This window comes from Pseudomonas sp. PDM18, from assembly GCF_014852585.1.
GTDB lineage: Bacteria > Pseudomonadota > Gammaproteobacteria > Pseudomonadales > Pseudomonadaceae > Pseudomonas.
The window spans coordinates 1-16,133 of the sequence record NZ_JACVBX010000021.1 but is presented as its reverse complement, the minus strand read 5'-3'; the positions used below and the strand labels follow the sequence as shown (position 1 = coordinate 16,133).

Annotated in this window: 16 protein-coding genes and 1 pseudogene; 11 read left to right on the top strand and 6 right to left on the bottom strand. The window is 65.8% G+C overall.

The genetic code is table 11. The features are described from left to right. Positions 1–4 precede the first annotated feature (4 nt). Positions 5–673, bottom strand: coding sequence for a COG3650 family protein (locus tag IB274_RS28070; RefSeq protein ID WP_192436066.1), 669 nt, complete (start codon positions 671–673; stop codon positions 5–7). A 76-nt stretch (positions 674–749) separates the two neighbouring features. On the opposite strand from IB274_RS28070, the gene IB274_RS28065 reads away from it, so the two are divergent. Further along, positions 750–1,148, top strand: a complete 399-nt coding sequence (locus IB274_RS28065) for a DUF488 domain-containing protein (RefSeq protein ID WP_192436065.1) — start codon at positions 750–752, stop codon at positions 1,146–1,148. Positions 1,149–1,282: 134 nt separating this feature from the next. On the opposite strand, the gene IB274_RS28060 is transcribed toward IB274_RS28065, so the two are convergent. Further along, positions 1,283–1,882: a short chain dehydrogenase gene (locus tag IB274_RS28060; RefSeq protein WP_192436064.1), complete on the bottom strand. Its 600-nt coding sequence runs from the start codon at positions 1,880–1,882 to the stop codon at positions 1,283–1,285. Between the two features lie 96 nt (positions 1,883–1,978). Here IB274_RS28060 and IB274_RS28055 point away from each other — a divergent pair, with 96 nt between their 5' ends. From IB274_RS28055 to IB274_RS28045, 3 genes are all read left to right on the top strand, one after another. Beyond that, the gene (locus IB274_RS28055) at positions 1,979–2,908 is read left to right on the top strand and encodes a LysR family transcriptional regulator (RefSeq protein ID WP_192436063.1); all 930 of its coding nucleotides are present in this window, start codon (positions 1,979–1,981) and stop codon (positions 2,906–2,908) included. 129 nt (positions 2,909–3,037) lie between these two features. Then, positions 3,038–3,502, top strand: a complete 465-nt coding sequence (locus IB274_RS28050) for a glycine zipper 2TM domain-containing protein (protein WP_081517759.1) — start codon at positions 3,038–3,040, stop codon at positions 3,500–3,502. Positions 3,503–3,516: 14 nt separating this feature from the next. Further along, positions 3,517–3,975 carry a sn-glycerol-3-phosphate transporter gene (locus tag IB274_RS28045; protein ID WP_192436062.1) on the top strand — a complete coding sequence of 153 codons (459 nt, stop codon included), beginning with the start codon at positions 3,517–3,519 and terminating at the stop codon, positions 3,973–3,975. A gap of 77 nt (positions 3,976–4,052) precedes the next feature. Here the strand turns inward: IB274_RS28045 and IB274_RS28040 are convergent, their stop codons facing one another. From IB274_RS28040 to IB274_RS28030, 3 genes are all read right to left on the bottom strand, one after another. Further along, positions 4,053–5,375 (bottom strand): aspartate aminotransferase family protein, encoded by a 1,323-nt coding sequence (locus IB274_RS28040; protein ID WP_192436061.1) that lies wholly within the window; start codon positions 5,373–5,375, stop codon positions 4,053–4,055. Beyond that, on the bottom strand, positions 5,372–6,448 hold the full coding sequence (locus IB274_RS28035) for a phosphotransferase (protein WP_192436060.1): 1,077 nt from the start codon (positions 6,446–6,448) through the stop codon (positions 5,372–5,374). The genes IB274_RS28040 and IB274_RS28035 overlap by 4 nt, the downstream gene beginning before the upstream one ends. Before the next feature lie 110 nt (positions 6,449–6,558). Next, entirely contained in the window at positions 6,559–7,587 is a 1,029-nt protein-coding gene (locus IB274_RS28030) for an ABC transporter substrate-binding protein (protein ID WP_192436059.1), read from the bottom strand. Between the two features lie 333 nt (positions 7,588–7,920). Between IB274_RS28030 and IB274_RS28025 the strand changes: the two genes are divergently transcribed. Together IB274_RS28025 and IB274_RS28020 are read left to right on the top strand one after the other, a co-directional pair. Beyond that, the gene (locus tag IB274_RS28025) at positions 7,921–8,655 is read left to right on the top strand and encodes an SDR family NAD(P)-dependent oxidoreductase (RefSeq protein WP_024765199.1); all 735 of its coding nucleotides are present in this window, start codon (positions 7,921–7,923) and stop codon (positions 8,653–8,655) included. Positions 8,656–8,727: 72 nt separating this feature from the next. Next, the gene (locus tag IB274_RS28020) at positions 8,728–9,414 is read left to right on the top strand and encodes a GntR family transcriptional regulator (protein ID WP_192436058.1); all 687 of its coding nucleotides are present in this window, start codon (positions 8,728–8,730) and stop codon (positions 9,412–9,414) included. Positions 9,415–9,525: 111 nt separating this feature from the next. On the opposite strand, the gene IB274_RS28015 is transcribed toward IB274_RS28020, so the two are convergent. Beyond that, the gene (locus IB274_RS28015) at positions 9,526–10,725 is read right to left on the bottom strand and encodes a CaiB/BaiF CoA transferase family protein (RefSeq protein ID WP_192436057.1); all 1,200 of its coding nucleotides are present in this window, start codon (positions 10,723–10,725) and stop codon (positions 9,526–9,528) included. 260 nt (positions 10,726–10,985) lie between these two features. On the opposite strand from IB274_RS28015, the gene IB274_RS28010 reads away from it, so the two are divergent. From IB274_RS28010 to IB274_RS27990, 5 genes and pseudogenes are all read left to right on the top strand, one after another. Continuing rightward, positions 10,986–12,164, top strand: a complete 1,179-nt coding sequence (locus tag IB274_RS28010) for a GGDEF domain-containing protein (RefSeq protein ID WP_192436056.1) — start codon at positions 10,986–10,988, stop codon at positions 12,162–12,164. 61 nt (positions 12,165–12,225) lie between these two features. Further along, positions 12,226–12,765 carry a YaeQ family protein gene (locus IB274_RS28005; RefSeq protein WP_045209899.1) on the top strand — a complete coding sequence of 180 codons (540 nt, stop codon included), beginning with the start codon at positions 12,226–12,228 and terminating at the stop codon, positions 12,763–12,765. A 156-nt stretch (positions 12,766–12,921) separates the two neighbouring features. Continuing rightward, a complete protein-coding gene (gene recJ, locus IB274_RS28000) occupies positions 12,922–14,637 on the top strand; it encodes a single-stranded-DNA-specific exonuclease RecJ (protein WP_192436055.1) in 1,716 nt (571 codons plus the stop codon). Positions 14,638–14,820: 183 nt separating this feature from the next. Then, positions 14,821–15,564: a histidine utilization repressor gene (gene hutC, locus IB274_RS27995; RefSeq protein ID WP_192436054.1), complete on the top strand. Its 744-nt coding sequence runs from the start codon at positions 14,821–14,823 to the stop codon at positions 15,562–15,564. 385 nt (positions 15,565–15,949) lie between these two features. Then, positions 15,950–16,133: pseudogene (locus tag IB274_RS27990) on the top strand (urocanate hydratase); the annotation flags it as partial.

The window sequence follows — 16,133 nt, the reverse complement described above, 5'->3', positions numbered from 1 at the left end:
GTGATCAGTCGCCGCTGGAGCCGCCCGGATAGGCGCAGCCGCGCATCACCTTGTTGTCCAGGCGCAGCTCGGCGGACAGGTTGCTCAGCGCGCCGCTCATGCTGTCCTGGCAGCGTGCCGGAGCGACCCATAACTCGACCTTCTCGCCGTTGGCCTCGCTGGAATAACTGGTGCTGCCGTCGGGCACGCCTTCGGCGATGTACGGCAGCGCCAGCGATTCCTTGCCCGGCTGCTCGATCAGCATGCCCTGGCTGTTCACCAGCACGCTCCAGCCCGGCTCGTTGCCGTGGGCGCGGACGACTGCGCGCTTGAAGTTCGGGTCGTCGCAGCCGGAACCCTCGTTCTGCAGGCGATAGACCTTGGCCACTTCCAGCTTGCCGTCGGTGCCCTGGGCGCTGCTGCCGCTGAAGCTGCCGCGCAGGTCGGCGTACAGCGAGCTGGCGCCGTCATTGAACATCTCCAGCGCGTCGCGAGGCAGGCCGGTGTTGCCGGTGTCCTCGATGCTGAATAGGCGTTGCTCGGTGCAACTGCGGAACACCAGCTTGCCGTCCTGGCGGGTCAGCTCGCCCTGCAGTCGGGTGGAGGCGTTAATATCGGTCTTGTTCGGCGTCCACACCTGGCAGGCGGCGAACAGGGGCAGCAGGCTGAACAGAATGAAACGGCTGGATCGCATGGAACGGGCTCCCTCGAAAGTGCGCCCACGTTACCCAGCGAAGCCGGCCACCTCAAGCTGACATGGAGGATTTCGGATGATTCGTTGCAAGCGCGCCTACGAGCCGGCGGCGCAGGAAGACGGCCCGAGGGTGCTGGTGGACCGCCTGTGGCCACGGGGCATTCGCAAGGAAGACCTGCACATGGAGCAGTGGGCCAAGGAGGCGTCGCCGTCCAACGAACTGCGCCAGCGCTTCCACCACGATCCGAGCTTGTTCGAGGATTTCCGCAAGGCTTACCACCGCGAGCTGAATGCCCATCCGGAACACTGGATGGGCCTGCTGGACCTGGCACGCAAGGGCCCGCTGACGCTGCTCTATGCGGCTAAGGACGAGAAGCACAACAACGCCCGCGTGCTGGCTGAGTTTCTCGAGGATGAGCTGGAGAAGCAGGGCGAGGGGAGTTCGCCGGTGTGTTATGCCGGCAAGACCGAGTAGGGGACTGTTCGCGAGCAAGGAAGGGGGCCGAAACGTCACCAGCATCGTAGGGCGAATAACGCGCCAGCGTTATCCGCCGCGATGGGGTTAGCGGATCACCTGTTCCAGGTTATGCGCCCTACGAGGACGTTCTGTTACCAGATCTTGTACACCTGCCCGCTCTGCTTGCCCTCTACGCTACGGGCAAAGCCCAGCGCGGCGTCGGCGGCCGGCACCGGCTTGAAGCCGCGGAAGAATGGCGCGTAGCCCTCCATCGATTCCACCAGCACGTTCGGGCTCACCGCGTTGATCCGCTGGCCGCGCGGCAGTTCCAGGGCGGCGCTGCGCACGAAGCCTTCCACCGCGCCGTTGACCAGACTGGCCGAGCTGCCCAGCACGATGGGCTGTTCGCTGAGGATGCCGGTGGTGAGGGTGAAGGAGGCGCCGTCGTTGGCGTACTGGCTGCCGATCAGTACCAGGTTCACCTGGCCCATCAGCTTGTCCTTCAGGCCGACCGCCATTTCCGCCTCGCCCATTTCAGACAGTGCGCCGAAGTGCACCTTGCCGGCGGCGCTGATCAGCGCATCGAAGCCGCCGACCTGTTCGAACAGTGTGCGAATCGAGGCGCTTTCGGTGATGTCCACGCGATAGTCGCCGCTGTTGCGGCCGACGCGGATGATCTCGTGGCGCGGGCCCAGTTCGTTGGCGACGGCCTGGCCGAGGGTGCCGCTGGCACCGATCAGGATGATTTTCATGAGGCACTCCAGTGTGAGGTTTGGCTGAAAGTGAATTCAGTCTAGAGTGGTCTTCTGTTTTTATAATCCAGCCAATCGATAACCTTTGGTTTTCATATGGAAACAATCGCCAGCGACCTGGAAGACCTTTCCGCCTTCGCCGTGCTGCTCGAATGCGGCAGCTTCACCCGCGCGGCGGAGAGGCTCGGCTGCAGCAAGGGCCAGCTGTCCAAGCGGATTTCCGCGCTGGAGCAGGCGTTGGGTGCGACCCTGGTGCACCGCACGACGCGGCGCCTGTCCCTGACTGCCGCAGGCGCCGCGCTGTTGCCCGAGGCCCAGGCGCTCAATGCCCAGGCTGCGCGGGCACGGCAGGCGGTGCTGGCGTTGCAGGAGGAGGCGCAGGGTAAGGTGCGGCTGAGCGTGCCGGTGTCCTTGGGCGAGACCTTCTTCGATGCCTGGCTGATGGAGTTTTCCCGCCAGTACCCGGACATCCGCCTGGAGCTGGACCTGTCCAACGAACGCCGCGACCTTGTGGCCGACGGCTTCGACCTGGCGATCCGTTCCGGCAGCCTGGCGGTGGACGAGCGCCTGGTGGCGCGGCCGCTGTTCGCCGTGCAGGAGCTGACCTGTGCCACGCCGGACTACCTGGTCGAGCACGGCGTGCCGGAAGCGCCGGCGGAGCTGGCCGGGCATTCCTGCCTGCAGAACACCCATTATCAGGACAGCGACGTCTGGCTCTACCAGCGCCACCACGAACTGTTTCGGGTGACGGTGAGCGGCCTGCTGGCGAGCAACCACTACACCCTGCTGAAGAAGGCGGCGCTGGCGGGCGCGGGGATCAGCCGGCTGCCCTCCTACATGATTCAGCAGGAATTGGCTGAAGGCAGTCTCGTCTGGCTGCTGCGCGACTACCAGACTCGGACCCAGCCGGTGTTCCTCATCCACGCCTACCAGAGCCGCCTGCCGCGCCGCACGCAGCTGCTGGCGGACTACCTGCTGCGCTGGTTCGAGCGCAGCCGGATGCAACTGGTCGCGCTGGAAGGCTGACAGCTGTCAGTAAAATCATTCAGTCGTTCAGCTTCGTTCAGCATTGGTTCAGAGAGGGTTCAGGAGGAGTTCAGGGACCGATCGTTAGGCTTTCACCATCACTTTTGAGAGCCTTCCGAGGTCAACATCATGAACCGTCCCACTCTGCTTCTGACTGCCCTGTTTGCCAGCGCCGCTCTGCTGAGCGGCTGCGCTTCCAACCTGTCGGGTTCTTCCTATTCCCGTGCTGACGCCCGCGCCGTGCAGAACGTGCGCATGGGCACCATCGAATCGCTGCGCCCGGTACAGATCGAAGGTACCAAGACGCCCATCGGCACCCTGGCCGGCGCAGCAGTTGGCGGCATTGCCGGCAACTCCATCGGCGGCGGTCGCGGCAAGGCCATCACCACCATTCTCGGCGGCGTCGCGGGCGGCGCGGCGGGCTCGGCGGTGGAAGAGGGCATCACCCGCACCCAGGGCGTGGAAATCGTGGTCCGCGAGGATGACGGCGGCACCCGCGCCTACGTCCAGGCGGTGGACGCGAACCAGCAGTTCCGCATCGGTGATCGCGTGCGCATCATGACCGTCAACGGCGCCAGTCGCGTCACTCTCTGAGCGGAGGACGCCCCATGCGCCGCCTGTTGATCGCCGCGCTGGCCCTGCTCGGCTGTGGCATCGCCATGGCCGACGATGGGGGCTTTTGGTACCTGCAGACCAGCGTCTACACCACCCACTGGAACCACGACCCGGACCACAACAATCACCAGGAGCTGATAGGCCTGGAGCGCAACCGCGCCGATGGCCTGGTCTGGGGCGGTGCGACCTTCAAGAACTCCTTCAGCCAGCGTTCCAACTATGTCTACGCCGGCAAGCGTTTCGACTGGGAAGGCACGCCTTTCTACGCCAAGGTTACCGGCGGTGCGCTGCAGGGCTATCGCGGCGAGTACCGCGACAAGATCCCGCTCAATCACCTGGGCGTGGCGCCGGCGATCATTCCCTCGGTCGGCGCGCACTACGGGCCGGTCGGCGCCGAGTTCGTGGTGCTGGGTAATGCTGCCGCGATGGTGAATGTCGGCGTACGCTTCTGACCCTTCTGCCAGCCGAAATGCAACGGGCCGCGATGAGTGTTCATCGCGGCCCGCGTCGTTCCTGAAGGATGAAAGCGTCAGGTAGTAACGTCCTTCAGCGACTTGTCCAGGCAATCGATGAACAACTCGGCATGTTCCTGCTCGAAGGCCAGCAGCGGACGGATCTTCAGGATGTTCTCCAGGGGCCCGGCGGCGCTGATCAGCACGCCGCGCTCGCGCATGCCGTTGACCACCTGGCGGGTCTGGTTGGCGGCGGGAGACTTTGACGCGCGGTCGGTGACGAGTTCGACGCCGAGGAACAGGCCCGCGCCGCGCACGTCGCCGATCAGTTCATGGCGCTCGGCCAACTGGCGGATGCCGTCGACGAGGAAGGCGCCGATGCGCTGGGAGCGCTCCTGCAGTTTTTCGTCGCGGATCACGTCGAGCACTGCCTGGGCCGCCGCGCAGGACACCGGGTTGCCGCCGAAGGTATTGAAGTAGCGCACCTCGCGACCGAAGCTTTCGAGGATTTCCGGGCGCACCACCACACCGGCTATGGGCTGGCCGTTGCCCATGGGTTTGCCGAGGGTGACCAGGTCCGGCTTAACGCCGTGGCGCTGGAAGCCCCACATGGCGTCGCCGGTGCGGGCGAAGCCGCTCTGCACTTCGTCGGCGATGTACAGCAGGCCCTCGTCCTGGGCGACTTTCACGGCTTCGGCGAGGAAGCCGGCCGGGCCGGCCAGGACGCCGTCGCTGGCGAAGATGCCATCGAGCAGCAGCGCAGCGGGTTTGATGCCGTGGGCGCGCATGTCGGCGATGGCGGCGCGCACGTCGGCGGCGAATAGCTTGCGGACGTTCTCCGCACCCAGCCGGTAGGCGTCTGGCGCAATCACGGTGCGCGCGTGGGCGGGGAGGGTGATGCCGGCGCCGAGGGACGGCGACAGCTCGGAAATGCTGCCGGTGACGCCGTGGTAGGCGAAGCGGGTGATGATCACTCCGGTGCCGCCGGTGTACTGGCGGGCGATGCGCAGGGCGAGGTCGTTCGCCTCGCTGCCGGTGCAGGTGAACATCACCTGGTCCAGGCCATCGGGGAAGGTGGCGAGCAGGTCTTCGGCGTAGTCGAGGATGCCTTCCTGCAGGTAGCGCGTGTGGGTGTTCAGCACTGCCGCCTGGCTGGCGATGGCTTGCACCACGCGCGGATGGCAGTGACCGATGGAGGCAACGTTGTTGTAGGCGTCGAGGTAGCGGTTGCCCTGATTGTCGTAGAGCCACACGCCTTCGCCGCGCACGGTGTGCAGCGGGCGCTCGTAGAACAGCCGATAGGCCGGGCCGAGCAGGCGCGCGCGGCGTTCGATCAGGCGGCGCTCCTGTTCGCTCAGGCGCTCGGCGTCGGCGGCGCTGAATCCGTTGGGCATGGTCATGGGCGGGGTTCCTCTTGATGGGCACAGGCAGCGGCGATCTGTTCCTGCGCCTGTTCCCGGCTGAGGCCGGCCAGGCCTTGCAGGCTCTGCCAGGCGTGGCGGGTATTGCGCAGGATGTAGTCGCGGTTCTCGGGGTGCAGGCTGGCGCGCCAGGCGGTGATGCTCAGGGTCATGATCAGCCGCGTGGCGATCAGGTCGGGGAGGATTTCCTGTTCCTCGGCCAGCAGCGGGCAGCGGCGATGGTAGGCGGCGATCATCTCGCAAGCGGTGGCCAGCGGTACGTCCGGCTCGCCCACCTGGTAGGCGGCGGCGACGCCGAGGTCGTTGATCAGAGGGGCGTGGACCATGTCGCCGAAGTCGAGGATGTTACGCACCTGGTCCGGGTGCTGCGCATCGACGATAACGTTGTGCGGGTTCAGGTCGTTATGGATGACCTGGGCGCGCAGCGTGGCCTGCCGCGGCAGGGCGTGGCGCTCGAAGTTGTCGAGGAAGCGCTCGACCAGGGCGCGCTGTTCGCGGTCCTCGATGTAGGTCAGCAGATTGCGCAGGCGCGACGCGTGCTTGAGGTCCCAGAGCAGTTCGTGACCGACGGTGGCCGGGTGCTCGAAACCCTTGAGCGCCAGGCCCAGGCGGGCCAGGTCGTCGCCCAGGTTCTCGCGCAGGGCACGGCTGCGTTGCGGGAAGCGGTGCAGGGGGACGCCGTCGACGAAGGAGAACAGCCGGGCAATCATCGGCTGGCCGTCGACTTCGATGGGAATCTGGTGCTCGCCATTGAGCGAGGGGTAGACGCGCTGCACCGCCAGGGACGGATCCTCGGCCTCGACTCGCAGCAGGGCGCGGGTCTGGAAATCCACGACCTGCGGGTCTTCCAGCGGGTGGGAGAGCTTCAGCAGGCGGTCGTCACCATGGCCGTGGGCGATGTGGAAGTTCAGGTCGCGCTCGCCAGCAAGGCGGTGCAGCGTGCCGTGCTGGCCGAAGTATTCCTCGGCGATGGCAGCGGCCTGTGCGTCGCTCACCTGGGCGGGGGCCGCTTCCAGCAGGTGGTCGTGGACGGGAGCGGTATTGAGGGGCACAGGTACATCTCCAGCAGGGTTCAGCGGGTGTAACAAGGTTCAGCGGGACAACGGTCATGCCATGGAGCGGTGGCGCCCGCCCGGCGCTGGGCCGAGCAGGCGCGTGGGGCTTACTTGCTCGCCCAGGCGTTGAAGCGTGTTTCCAGCTCCTCGCCGTGGTCGATCCAGAACTCGGTGTCCATGGCGCGCGCGTTCTCCAGGTTCTGCGGCGCGGTCGGCAGCTTCGGCGCAATGGCCGCATCGATCAGCGGAATGGTGTTCTTGTTGGTCGGGCCGTAGGGAATGTTCTCGGCGAAGACCTTCTGGTGCTCGGGCTTGTTGGCCAGCGCGATGAACTGCTCGGAGAGCTCCTTCTTCGGGCTGCCCTTGACGATGGCCCAGTGGTCCAGGTCGTAGATGCTGCCGTTCCACTGGATGGCGAAGTCGCGGCCTTCCTTCTGCGCGGTGGCAACGCGGCCGTTGTAGGCGCTGGTCATCACGACGTCACCGGCGGCCAGCCACTGCAGCGGTTGCGCACCGGCTTCCCACCACTGGATGTACGGCTTGATCTCGTCGAGCTTCTTGAACGCGCGGTCCACGCCTTCCTTGGTGCCCAGCACCTTGTACAGGTCGGCCTGCTTGACGCCGTCGGCTTCCAGGGCGAACTCCAGGGTGAACTTGGCGCCGCGACGCAGGCCGCGCTTGCCCGGATACTTCTTCACGTCCCAGAAATCGGCCCAGCCGGTGGGCGCGCTGGCGAGTTTCTTGGCGTCGTAGGTGAGGACCGTGGACCAGATGAAGATGCCCACGCCGCAGTCGCTCACGGCGGCGTCGAGGAAGTCCTCGCGCTTGCCCAGCTTCGACCAGTCGAGCTGCTCGAACAGGCCTTCGCTGCAACCGCGCATCAGTTCCGGGGATTCCACCTCGACCACGTCCCAGCTGGTCTTGCCGGTGTCGGCCATAACCTTGATCTTGGCCATCTCGCCGTTGTACTCGGCGCCCTGGACGGTGACCTTGGCCTGCTGCTCGAAGGGTTTGTAGAAGGCCTTTTCCTGGGCCACCTTGTTGTCTCCACCGAAGGACACCACGGTGAGTGTTTCGGCATGCAGCTGGGCGGCGCCGCCGGCCAGCATCATCAGTGCTATGGCTTTCTTGAACATGCGATGACTCCTGAGCGGGCCAATTCGGCCCATGAATAAGAGGGCAGCTTCAAGAGTGGGGCGCTGCGCCAGCCCGAGCTGAAAGGCCGGCTGATACGCCCTCGGACATCAGGGAGAAGAACGGGCGGAACGGGTGAGGTCGATCATGGGAATGTGCTCCGTTTCTTGTTGTTGTTCGGATAGCTCGTTGTAGGACCAAGCTGAGCCGATTAAAACACCTTCCAAAACATGATGCATCATGTTTTTATTGGCGACATCGCTTCACGGATGTTCACAGATCGCGCGCCCCGATGGGTGGCGCAGACAGCGGCTCAGACTTGAGAGGGAAGCACCATGAACCAGACCCGCACCCTGCTGCTCACCGGCGCCAGTCGCGGCATCGGCCATGCCACGGTGAAGCATTTCAACGCCGCCGGCTGGCGCGTGTTCACCGCCTCGCGCCAGGACTGGAGCGCCGAATGCCCCTGGGCCGAAGGGCTGATCAACCATATCCACCTGGACCTGGAGGACATCGACAGCGTCCAGGCCAGCCTGCCGATGATCCGCGAGAAACTGGGTGGCAGCCTGCATGCGCTGGTGAACAACGCCGGCATCTCGCCCAAGGGCCCGGAAGGCGAGCGCCTGGGCGTGCTGGGCAGCGACTACGCCACCTGGCTCAAGGTGTTCAACGTCAACCTGTTCTCCACGGCGCTGCTGGCGCGCGGGCTGTTCGACGAGCTGAAGGCGGCCAAGGGCTCGGTGATCAACGTCACCTCCATCGCCGGTTCCCGCGTGCATCCGTTCGCCGGTGCCGCCTACGCCTGCTCGAAGGCAGCGCTGGCGGCGCTGACCCGCGAGATGGCTCACGACTTCGGCCCGCACGGCGTGCGCGTCAACGCCATCGCGCCGGGGGAGATCGACACAGCCATCCTGTCGTCAGGCACCGAACTGATCGTCGAGCGCGACATTCCCATGCACCGGCTGGGCAAGCCGGAGGAGGTCGCCTCGCTGATCCACTTCCTCTGCACCAGCGGCGCGTCCTACGTGAATGGCGCGGAAATCCACGTCAACGGCGGCCAGCATGTGTGATCCTGCTGGCATCCGGTGCGCTCAATCCGCATCATGCGCGCCGCAAATGCCGCCGCACTCGATGAGAAAGCGATGAACTACCCGATCGAAGGCCTGAATCACTCCTATCTCGGCAGCGGCGTCTACGCGCTGCTGCGCGAGGCTTTGATCACCGGTCGCTTCAAGCCGGATGACCGCCTGCGCATCCGTGACCTGGCCCAGCAACTGGGCACCAGCGTCACCCCGGTGCGCGACGCCATCCTGCAGCTGGCCAAGGAGCAGGCGCTGGTACTGAAGACCCCGCGCGACATCCGCGTGCCGCTGCTCACCCGCGAGCAGTACCTGGAAATCCGCAGCATCCGCGTGGTGCTCGAAGGCCTCGCCGCCGAGACCGCTGCCGAGCGCGCGAGCGACGTTCAGTTGGACGAGCTGGAAGCCAACATCCGCGAGAACCTCGACGCGATCCACGCGGATGACCTGGTGCTGGCGCTCAAGCTCAACCAGGCCTTCCACTTCGCCCTGGCCGACATAGCCGGCATGCCGCTGCTGCGTGCTTTTCTCGACAGCCTGTGGATGCGCACCGGGCCGCTGATCGCCCAGGCCTACGCCGACTTCAACGAGCGCATGGCCATCGAGCACCATTGGGACGTCCTACGTGCTCTGCGCGAACGCAACGGCGCCGCCGCCCGCGAAGCGATCCACGCCGACCTGCTGGACGGCAGCGAGAAGATGCTGGAGTTCATTGCCCAGACCGAAGAGCCGGAGCAGGAAGCGGGCTGAGCCGCCGAGTTTTCTGTAGGAGCGAGCTTGCTCGCGAACCGCATTGCACGGAGCTCGCCGGTTGGATTGTTCGCGAGCAAACTCGCTCCTGCAAAGGAGAAGAGCAACCGATCAGACCGCGCCATCCTTGCGCAGCGCCGCGATGGCCGCCGCGTCGTAACCCAGTCCGCTCAGCACCTCATCCGTATGCTCGCCCAGCTTCGGCCCGATCCACTCGGCGCTGCCTGGGGTGTCGGAGAGCTTGGGAACTATCCCAGGCATGCGGAAGGGCTTGCCGTCCGGCAGCTTGGCCGAAAGGAACATCTCCCGGGCGAGGAATTGCGGGTCGCTGAACATGTCCTCGGCGGAGAAGATGCGGCTGGCCGGCACCTCGGCTTCGGAGAGCACCTTGAGCACGGTATCCAGCGATTCGGAGCGCGCCCAGCGGTCGATGATGCCGTACAGCTCGTCGCGGCGCGCATCGCGGCCGTCGTTGCTGGTCAGGGTCGGGTCGTCGGCGAGGTCGAGGCGGCCGATGGCAGTCATGAAGCGGCGGAAGATGGCATCGCCGTTGGCGGCGATCTGCACATGCTTGCCGTCGGCCGTGGTGTGCACGGAGGAGGGGGTGATGCCGGGCATGATGTTGCCGGTGCGTTCGCGGATGAAGCCGAACACGTCGAACTCCGGGACCATGGATTCCATCATGGCGAACACCGCCTCGTAGAGCGCCACGTCCACCACCTGCCCGGCGCCGCCGTTCACCTCGCGGTGCCGCAGCGCCATCAGCGCGCCTATCACGCCCCACAGCGCGGCGATGGAGTCGCCGATGGAGATGCCGGTGCGCACCGGCGGACGATCCTCGAAGCCGGTGATGTAACGCAGCCCGCCCATGGATTCGCCCACCGCGCCGAAGCCCGGCTGGTCCTTGTAGGGGCCGCTCTGGCCGAACCCGGACAGGCGCACCATCACGAGCTTCGGGTTCAGCGCGTGGATCACGTCCCAGCCCAGGCCGAGCTTCTCCAGCACGCCGGGGCGGAAGTTCTCGATCAGGATGTCGGCTTCCGCCAGCAGCTTCTTCAGCACTTCGCGGCCGGACTCGTGCTTGAGGTTCAGGGTCAGCGAGCGCTTGTTGCGCGCCTGCACGAACCACCACAGCGACGTTCCTTCGTAGAGCTTGCGCCACTTGCGCAGCGGATCACCGCCGTCGGGCGACTCGACCTTGATCACCTCGGCGCCGAATTCCGCGCACAGTCGCGAGGCGAAGGGGCCGGCGATCAGAGTGCCGAGTTCGATGACCTTGAGGCCGGCGAGGGGTTTGGCGGTGCTGTTCATCGGTCTGTCCGATCAGAGAGGAATCGCCGGACTCTAACGCTTGTGCGCCACTTCGAACAGGCCGCCGGGCAGGCGTCCGGCCACGGCGCTTTGCGCCGACCTTTGGCGCGCGTAGAGTAGCGACATCCAAGGACGTTTCTTACTCCTGCTCGCCGGTTTTCGGACAGGTACACCGTGATGCGTTTGCCCGTTTCCACACAGCCCGTTGGACTGCAGACATTCCCCGTCGAATGCGCGCAGGCCGGTGGAAAGGGGGCTGCATGACGTTGAACCTGCCGACGCTGGTAGTCGTCGACCTCTATGTACTGACCCTGGTCGGTGTGCTGATGGCTTTCGCCTGGCACAGCGGCCGCCGCGACCCCACCCTGGGCTACATGAGCGCCGCGCTGCTGCTGGGCGCCGTCGGCACCTTGCTCGCCACCCTGCGTGGCATGGGCATCGACTGGGTGGCGATCCTGCTGGGCAATGTCGTCCTGCACCTGAGTTCGGCGATGACCTGGACCGCCATGCGGGTGTTCGCCGGACGCAAGCCGAGCTGGCCTCTGATCGGCTCGGGCGCGGCGTTCTGGGTGGTGCTCTGCCTGGTTCCAGCCTTCTACGAATCTCTTGCTGCCCGCGTACTGGTCAGCACGGCGATCACCATCGTCTATTGCCTGGCGTCCATTGCAGAGCTCTGGCGCAGCCGTCGCAAGCTGGAGGTGGAGCTGCGGCCGACCCTCGTGCTGCTGATCTTCCACGCGTTGGTTTACAGCGTACGTCTGGTGGTGGACCGCGGCATGCCGTTCCAGAGCGTGGCGGACAATGGCCAGGGCTCGACCTTTTTCACCTTCCTGGTCTTCGAGACCATGCTGTTTGCCATCGGCATCGCTTTCGCCACCCTGGCGATGGTCAAGGAGCGCGCCGAACTGCAGTTCCGTAGCGCGGCCCTGAGCGACCCGCTGACTGGCGTGGGCAACCGCCGTGCCTTCATGGAGACCGGCGAGCGCCTGCTGCGCCTGTGCGAGGAGCGGGGCGAGCAGGCCTCGCTGCTGCTTTGCGACCTCGACAACTTCAAGCGCCTCAACGACTCCTTCGGCCATCCGGCCGGTGACCGCGTGCTGGTGGAGTTCAGCCGCATCACCGCCTCGCGGATGCGCAAGCACGATCAGTTCGCCCGCATCGGCGGGGAAGAATTCGCCTGCCTGCTGGTAGCGGCCGACACCGAAGGCGCCTGCCAGGTCGCCGAGCGGGTGCGCCGCGAGTTCGCCGAGCTGCCGTTCATGGCCGAGGGCCAGCTCAGCGTCAGCATCGGTATCGCCACCACGCGCGAGGCCGGGCATGACCTGCTACGCCTGCTGTCGCTGGCCGACCAGGCGCTCTACGCCGCCAAGGCCAAGGGCCGCAATCGCATTGAACTGGCCGCACCGGAGCCGGGAGCCGACCGGCGTCCACGGACATAAGCCACGGCGCCCGTGCTTTCGCGGTAGACTTGCCGCCTTCGAAAATTCGCCGGGAACCCCCATGGCCCTGTCCGCCACGCCCTACAAAGCCGATATCAGCCTGACCGACCTTGATCGTGGGGTCTACGAGACCCTGCGCTTCACCGTCGCCCGCCACCCCTCGGAAACCGAGGAGCGCCTGGCGGTGCGCCTGCTCGCCTACGTCATCTGGTACAACGAGCAGCTGGCTTTCGGACGCGGCCTGTCGGACGTGGAAGAGCCCTCGCTCTGGGAAAAGAGCCTGGACGACCGCGTGCTGCACTGGATCGAAGTCGGCCAGCCCGACGCCGACCGCCTGACCTGGTGCTCGCGCCGCTGCGAGAAGCTGACCCTGGTCGCCTACGGCAACCTGCGCGTATGGACCACCAAGGTGCTCGACAGCGTGCGCCACCTGAAGAACCTCAACGTCGTCGCCATGCCCCAGGAGGCGCTGGAGGAAATCTCCCGCGACCTGCCGCGCTCGATCAACTGGACCGTGATGATCAGCGAAGGAACGATCTTCGTGACCGACGAGCGCGGCCAGCACGAGCTCCAGGTGGAATGGCTGATGGGCGAACGCTGATCGCGCTAGCTGCGCGTCGGCCCGGCTGCGTTGGAAGTAGGCCCGGGCGTGCTCATTTACTAAAGTAAACTCCGCCGCCCGTGCCTACTTCCGCCTTGCCGTGCTCTAGCTCGCAAGGCGCGAGATAGAGTCGAAAAAGGAATAGTTGGAACCCTGATGCGCATCGAATCCCGCCCCCTCCCGCCAACCCTGCCCGACCTGGGCGACCTGCCGCCGCTGCTGACCCGTCTCTATGCAGCGCGTGGCGTGCAGAGCGCCGCCGAGCTGGACAAGGGGCTGGCGCGGCTGATCCCGTACCAGCAGCTCAAGGGCGTGGACGCGGCGGTGGAACTGCTGGTCGATGCGCTGGAGAAGGGCCAGCGGATTCTCTACGTCGGCGACTTCGACGCCGACGGCGCCACCGCCAGCAGCGTCGGTGTACTGGCGCTGCGCATGCTCGGTGCGGCCTGGGTCGATTACCTGGTGCCCAACCGCTTCGAGTACGGCTACGGCCTGACTCCGGAAATTGTCGCGGTGGCGCTGGAGAAGCGCCCGGAACTGCTGGTCACCGTGGACAACGGCATCTCCAGCATCGACGGCGTCGCCGCCGCCAAGGCCGCCGGCCTGCGCGTGCTGGTCACCGACCACCACCTGCCGGGGCAGGAACTGCCCGCCGCCGACGCCATCGTCAACCCGAACCAGCCCGGCTGCGACTTCCCCAGCAAGGCCATGGCCGGTGTCGGCGTGATCTTCTACGTGATGCTCGCCCTGCGCGCCCGCCTGCGTGAGCGCGGCTGGTTCGCCGCGCGTGGCATCGCCGAGCCGAACCTCGCCGAGCTGCTCGACCTGGTGTCCCTGGGCAGCGTCGCCGACGTGGTGCCGCTGGACGCCAACAACCGCATCCTGGTGCACCAGGGCCTCGCACGCATCCGCGCCGGTCGCGCCCGGCCGGGCCTGCGTGCGCTGCTGGAAGTCGCCGGGCGCGATTGCCGGCGGATCACTTCCACCGACCTGGGCTTCATCCTCGGCCCGCGCCTGAATGCTGCCGGCCGCCTGGACGACATGTCCCTGGGGATCGAGCTGCTGCTCTGCGAGGACGAAAGCGTCGCCCGCGACATGGCGGTGCAGCTCGACCAGCTCAACCAGGACCGCAAGGCCATCGAGCAGGGCATGCAGCGCGAGGCGCTGGCCCAGCTCAAGGAACTGCCGGTAGAGGAAATGCCCTTCGGCCTGTGCCTGTTCGACCCGGAATGGCACCAGGGCGTGATCGGCATTCTCGCTTCGCGCCTGAAGGAGCGTTACCACCGCCCGACCATCGCCTTCGCCGATGCCGGCGACGGCACGCTCAAGGGCTCGGCGCGTTCGGTGCCGGGCTTCCACATCCGCGACGCGCTGGACGCCGTGGCCGCCCGTCACTCGGGGCTGATCAGCAAGTTCGGCGGTCACGCCATGGCCGCCGGCCTGTCGCTGCCGCAGGAAAACTTCGGTGCCTTCGCCGCCGCTTTCGACGCCGAGGTGCGCCGCCAGCTGGATGAAGAAGACCTCACCGGCCGCCTGCTCTCCGACGGCCAGCTGGGTGCCGAGGAGTTCCACCTGGAACTGGCCCGCGCCCTGCGCCAAGCCGGCCCTTGGGGCCAGCATTTCCCCGAGCCGCTGTTCCACGGCATCTTCCAGATCGTCCAGCAGCGCGTGGTCGGCGAGCGCCACCTGAAGCTGGTGCTCAAGACCGAATGCGGCTCGCTGCAACTGGACGCCATCGCCTTCAACATCGATCGCGAAATCTGGCCGAACCCCACCGTGCGCTGGGCGGAAGTCGCCTACAAGCTGGACGTCAACGAGTTCCGCGGTAACGAGACCGTGCAACTGATGGTCGCGCATATCGCGCCGCGCTGAGTTCAGGGCGGCTTTTCGTAGGAGCGAGCTTGCTCGCGCACCCGGCTCCGCTGCGGCTCGTTCGCGAGCCAGAACCAGGCGTCTCATTTCTGCAGGCTTTCCCCGGCGTTTGTTGCGTAGGCGGCAGGCACGGTGGCGAGTAAACTGGCGCCTAGCCCGCTACCCGCCGAATCAGGAGCTGCCGTGTCACAAGATCATTCCTCCCTGGCCGCCTTCGCGCTGGAAACCCCGGCGCCCCTGTATGCGCGGGTCAAGGAGATCATCCTGCAGCAGATCCGCAACGGCGTCTGGAAGCCCAACTCCAAGCTGCCTTCGGAGAGCGAGCTGTTCGCCCTGCTGGGGGTGAGCCGCATGACCATCAATCGGGCCTTGCGCGAGCTGACCATCGAGGGGGTGCTGGTTCGCCTGCAAGGCGTCGGGACTTTTGTGGCGGAGCAGAAGGGCCACGCTGCGCTCTTCGAGATCCACAACATCGCCGAAGAAATCGCCGCGCGCGGCCACGAGCATCGTTGCGAAGTGGTGCTGCTCGAACCGCTGGCCGAAGGCGCGAACCTGGCCATGCCCTTCGAGCTGGAGAACGTCAGCCGCATCTTCCACTCGGTGGTGGTGCACTACGAGAACGAGGTGCCGGTGCAGCTGGAGGAGCGTTTCGTCAATGCCGAGGTGGCGCCGGAGTACCTGCAGCAGGACTTCACTCGCATCACGCCCTATGCCTACCTGATCCAGCTGGCGCCGCTGACCGAAGGCGAGCATGTGGTCGAGGCGATCAATGCCGAGGCCGCGGACTGCAAGCTGCTGCGCATCAAGCGTGGCGATGCTTGCCTGCTGATTCGCCGGCGTACCTGGTCGGCGAAAGGGCAGGTGGGGGCGGCTCGACTGGTCTATCCGGGGGCGCGCTATCGCCTCGAAGGTCGCTTCGGGCAGTAGCCTTTTTCGCCTCTTCTCCGGAGTGGAATTTTCGCTCCGGATGCACCGCTTTGTTACCTTCGCGCACCACGCTGTTACTTTTTTGCCTTTCCCTTCCGCCGCTTCGCTCGCAAACGGCAGGCCTTGAATCGTCCGTTCGGAAAATTCGAGGTTCTCTTATCTATTTGAAATAAAAGATCTTATTCCATTTCTCTGGCAGCCCAGGTGGCGCAGTGGCTGCTTCTGGCCCTCACTTTGCATTAGCTTGTATATACAGGTTGATATAAGGCCATATACATATTAGGTGACAGCAGATGACCAAGGCGTCTTCTGCCACCCGTTTCCGCCACGCCGGGATGCTCCCCGGCAATTGCCTGGCGCCACCACCCGCAACGAGGAAGACCCGATGAGCTCCACCGGACGTTACCGCGATACCGAAATCCGCGCCCCGCGCGGCACCAACCTGAACGCCAAGAGCTGGCTGACCGAAGCGCCGCTGCGCATGCTGATGAACAACCTCGACCCGGAAGTTGCCGAGAACCCCAAGGAGCTGGTGGTGTACGGCGGCATCGGTCGCGCCGCGCGCAACT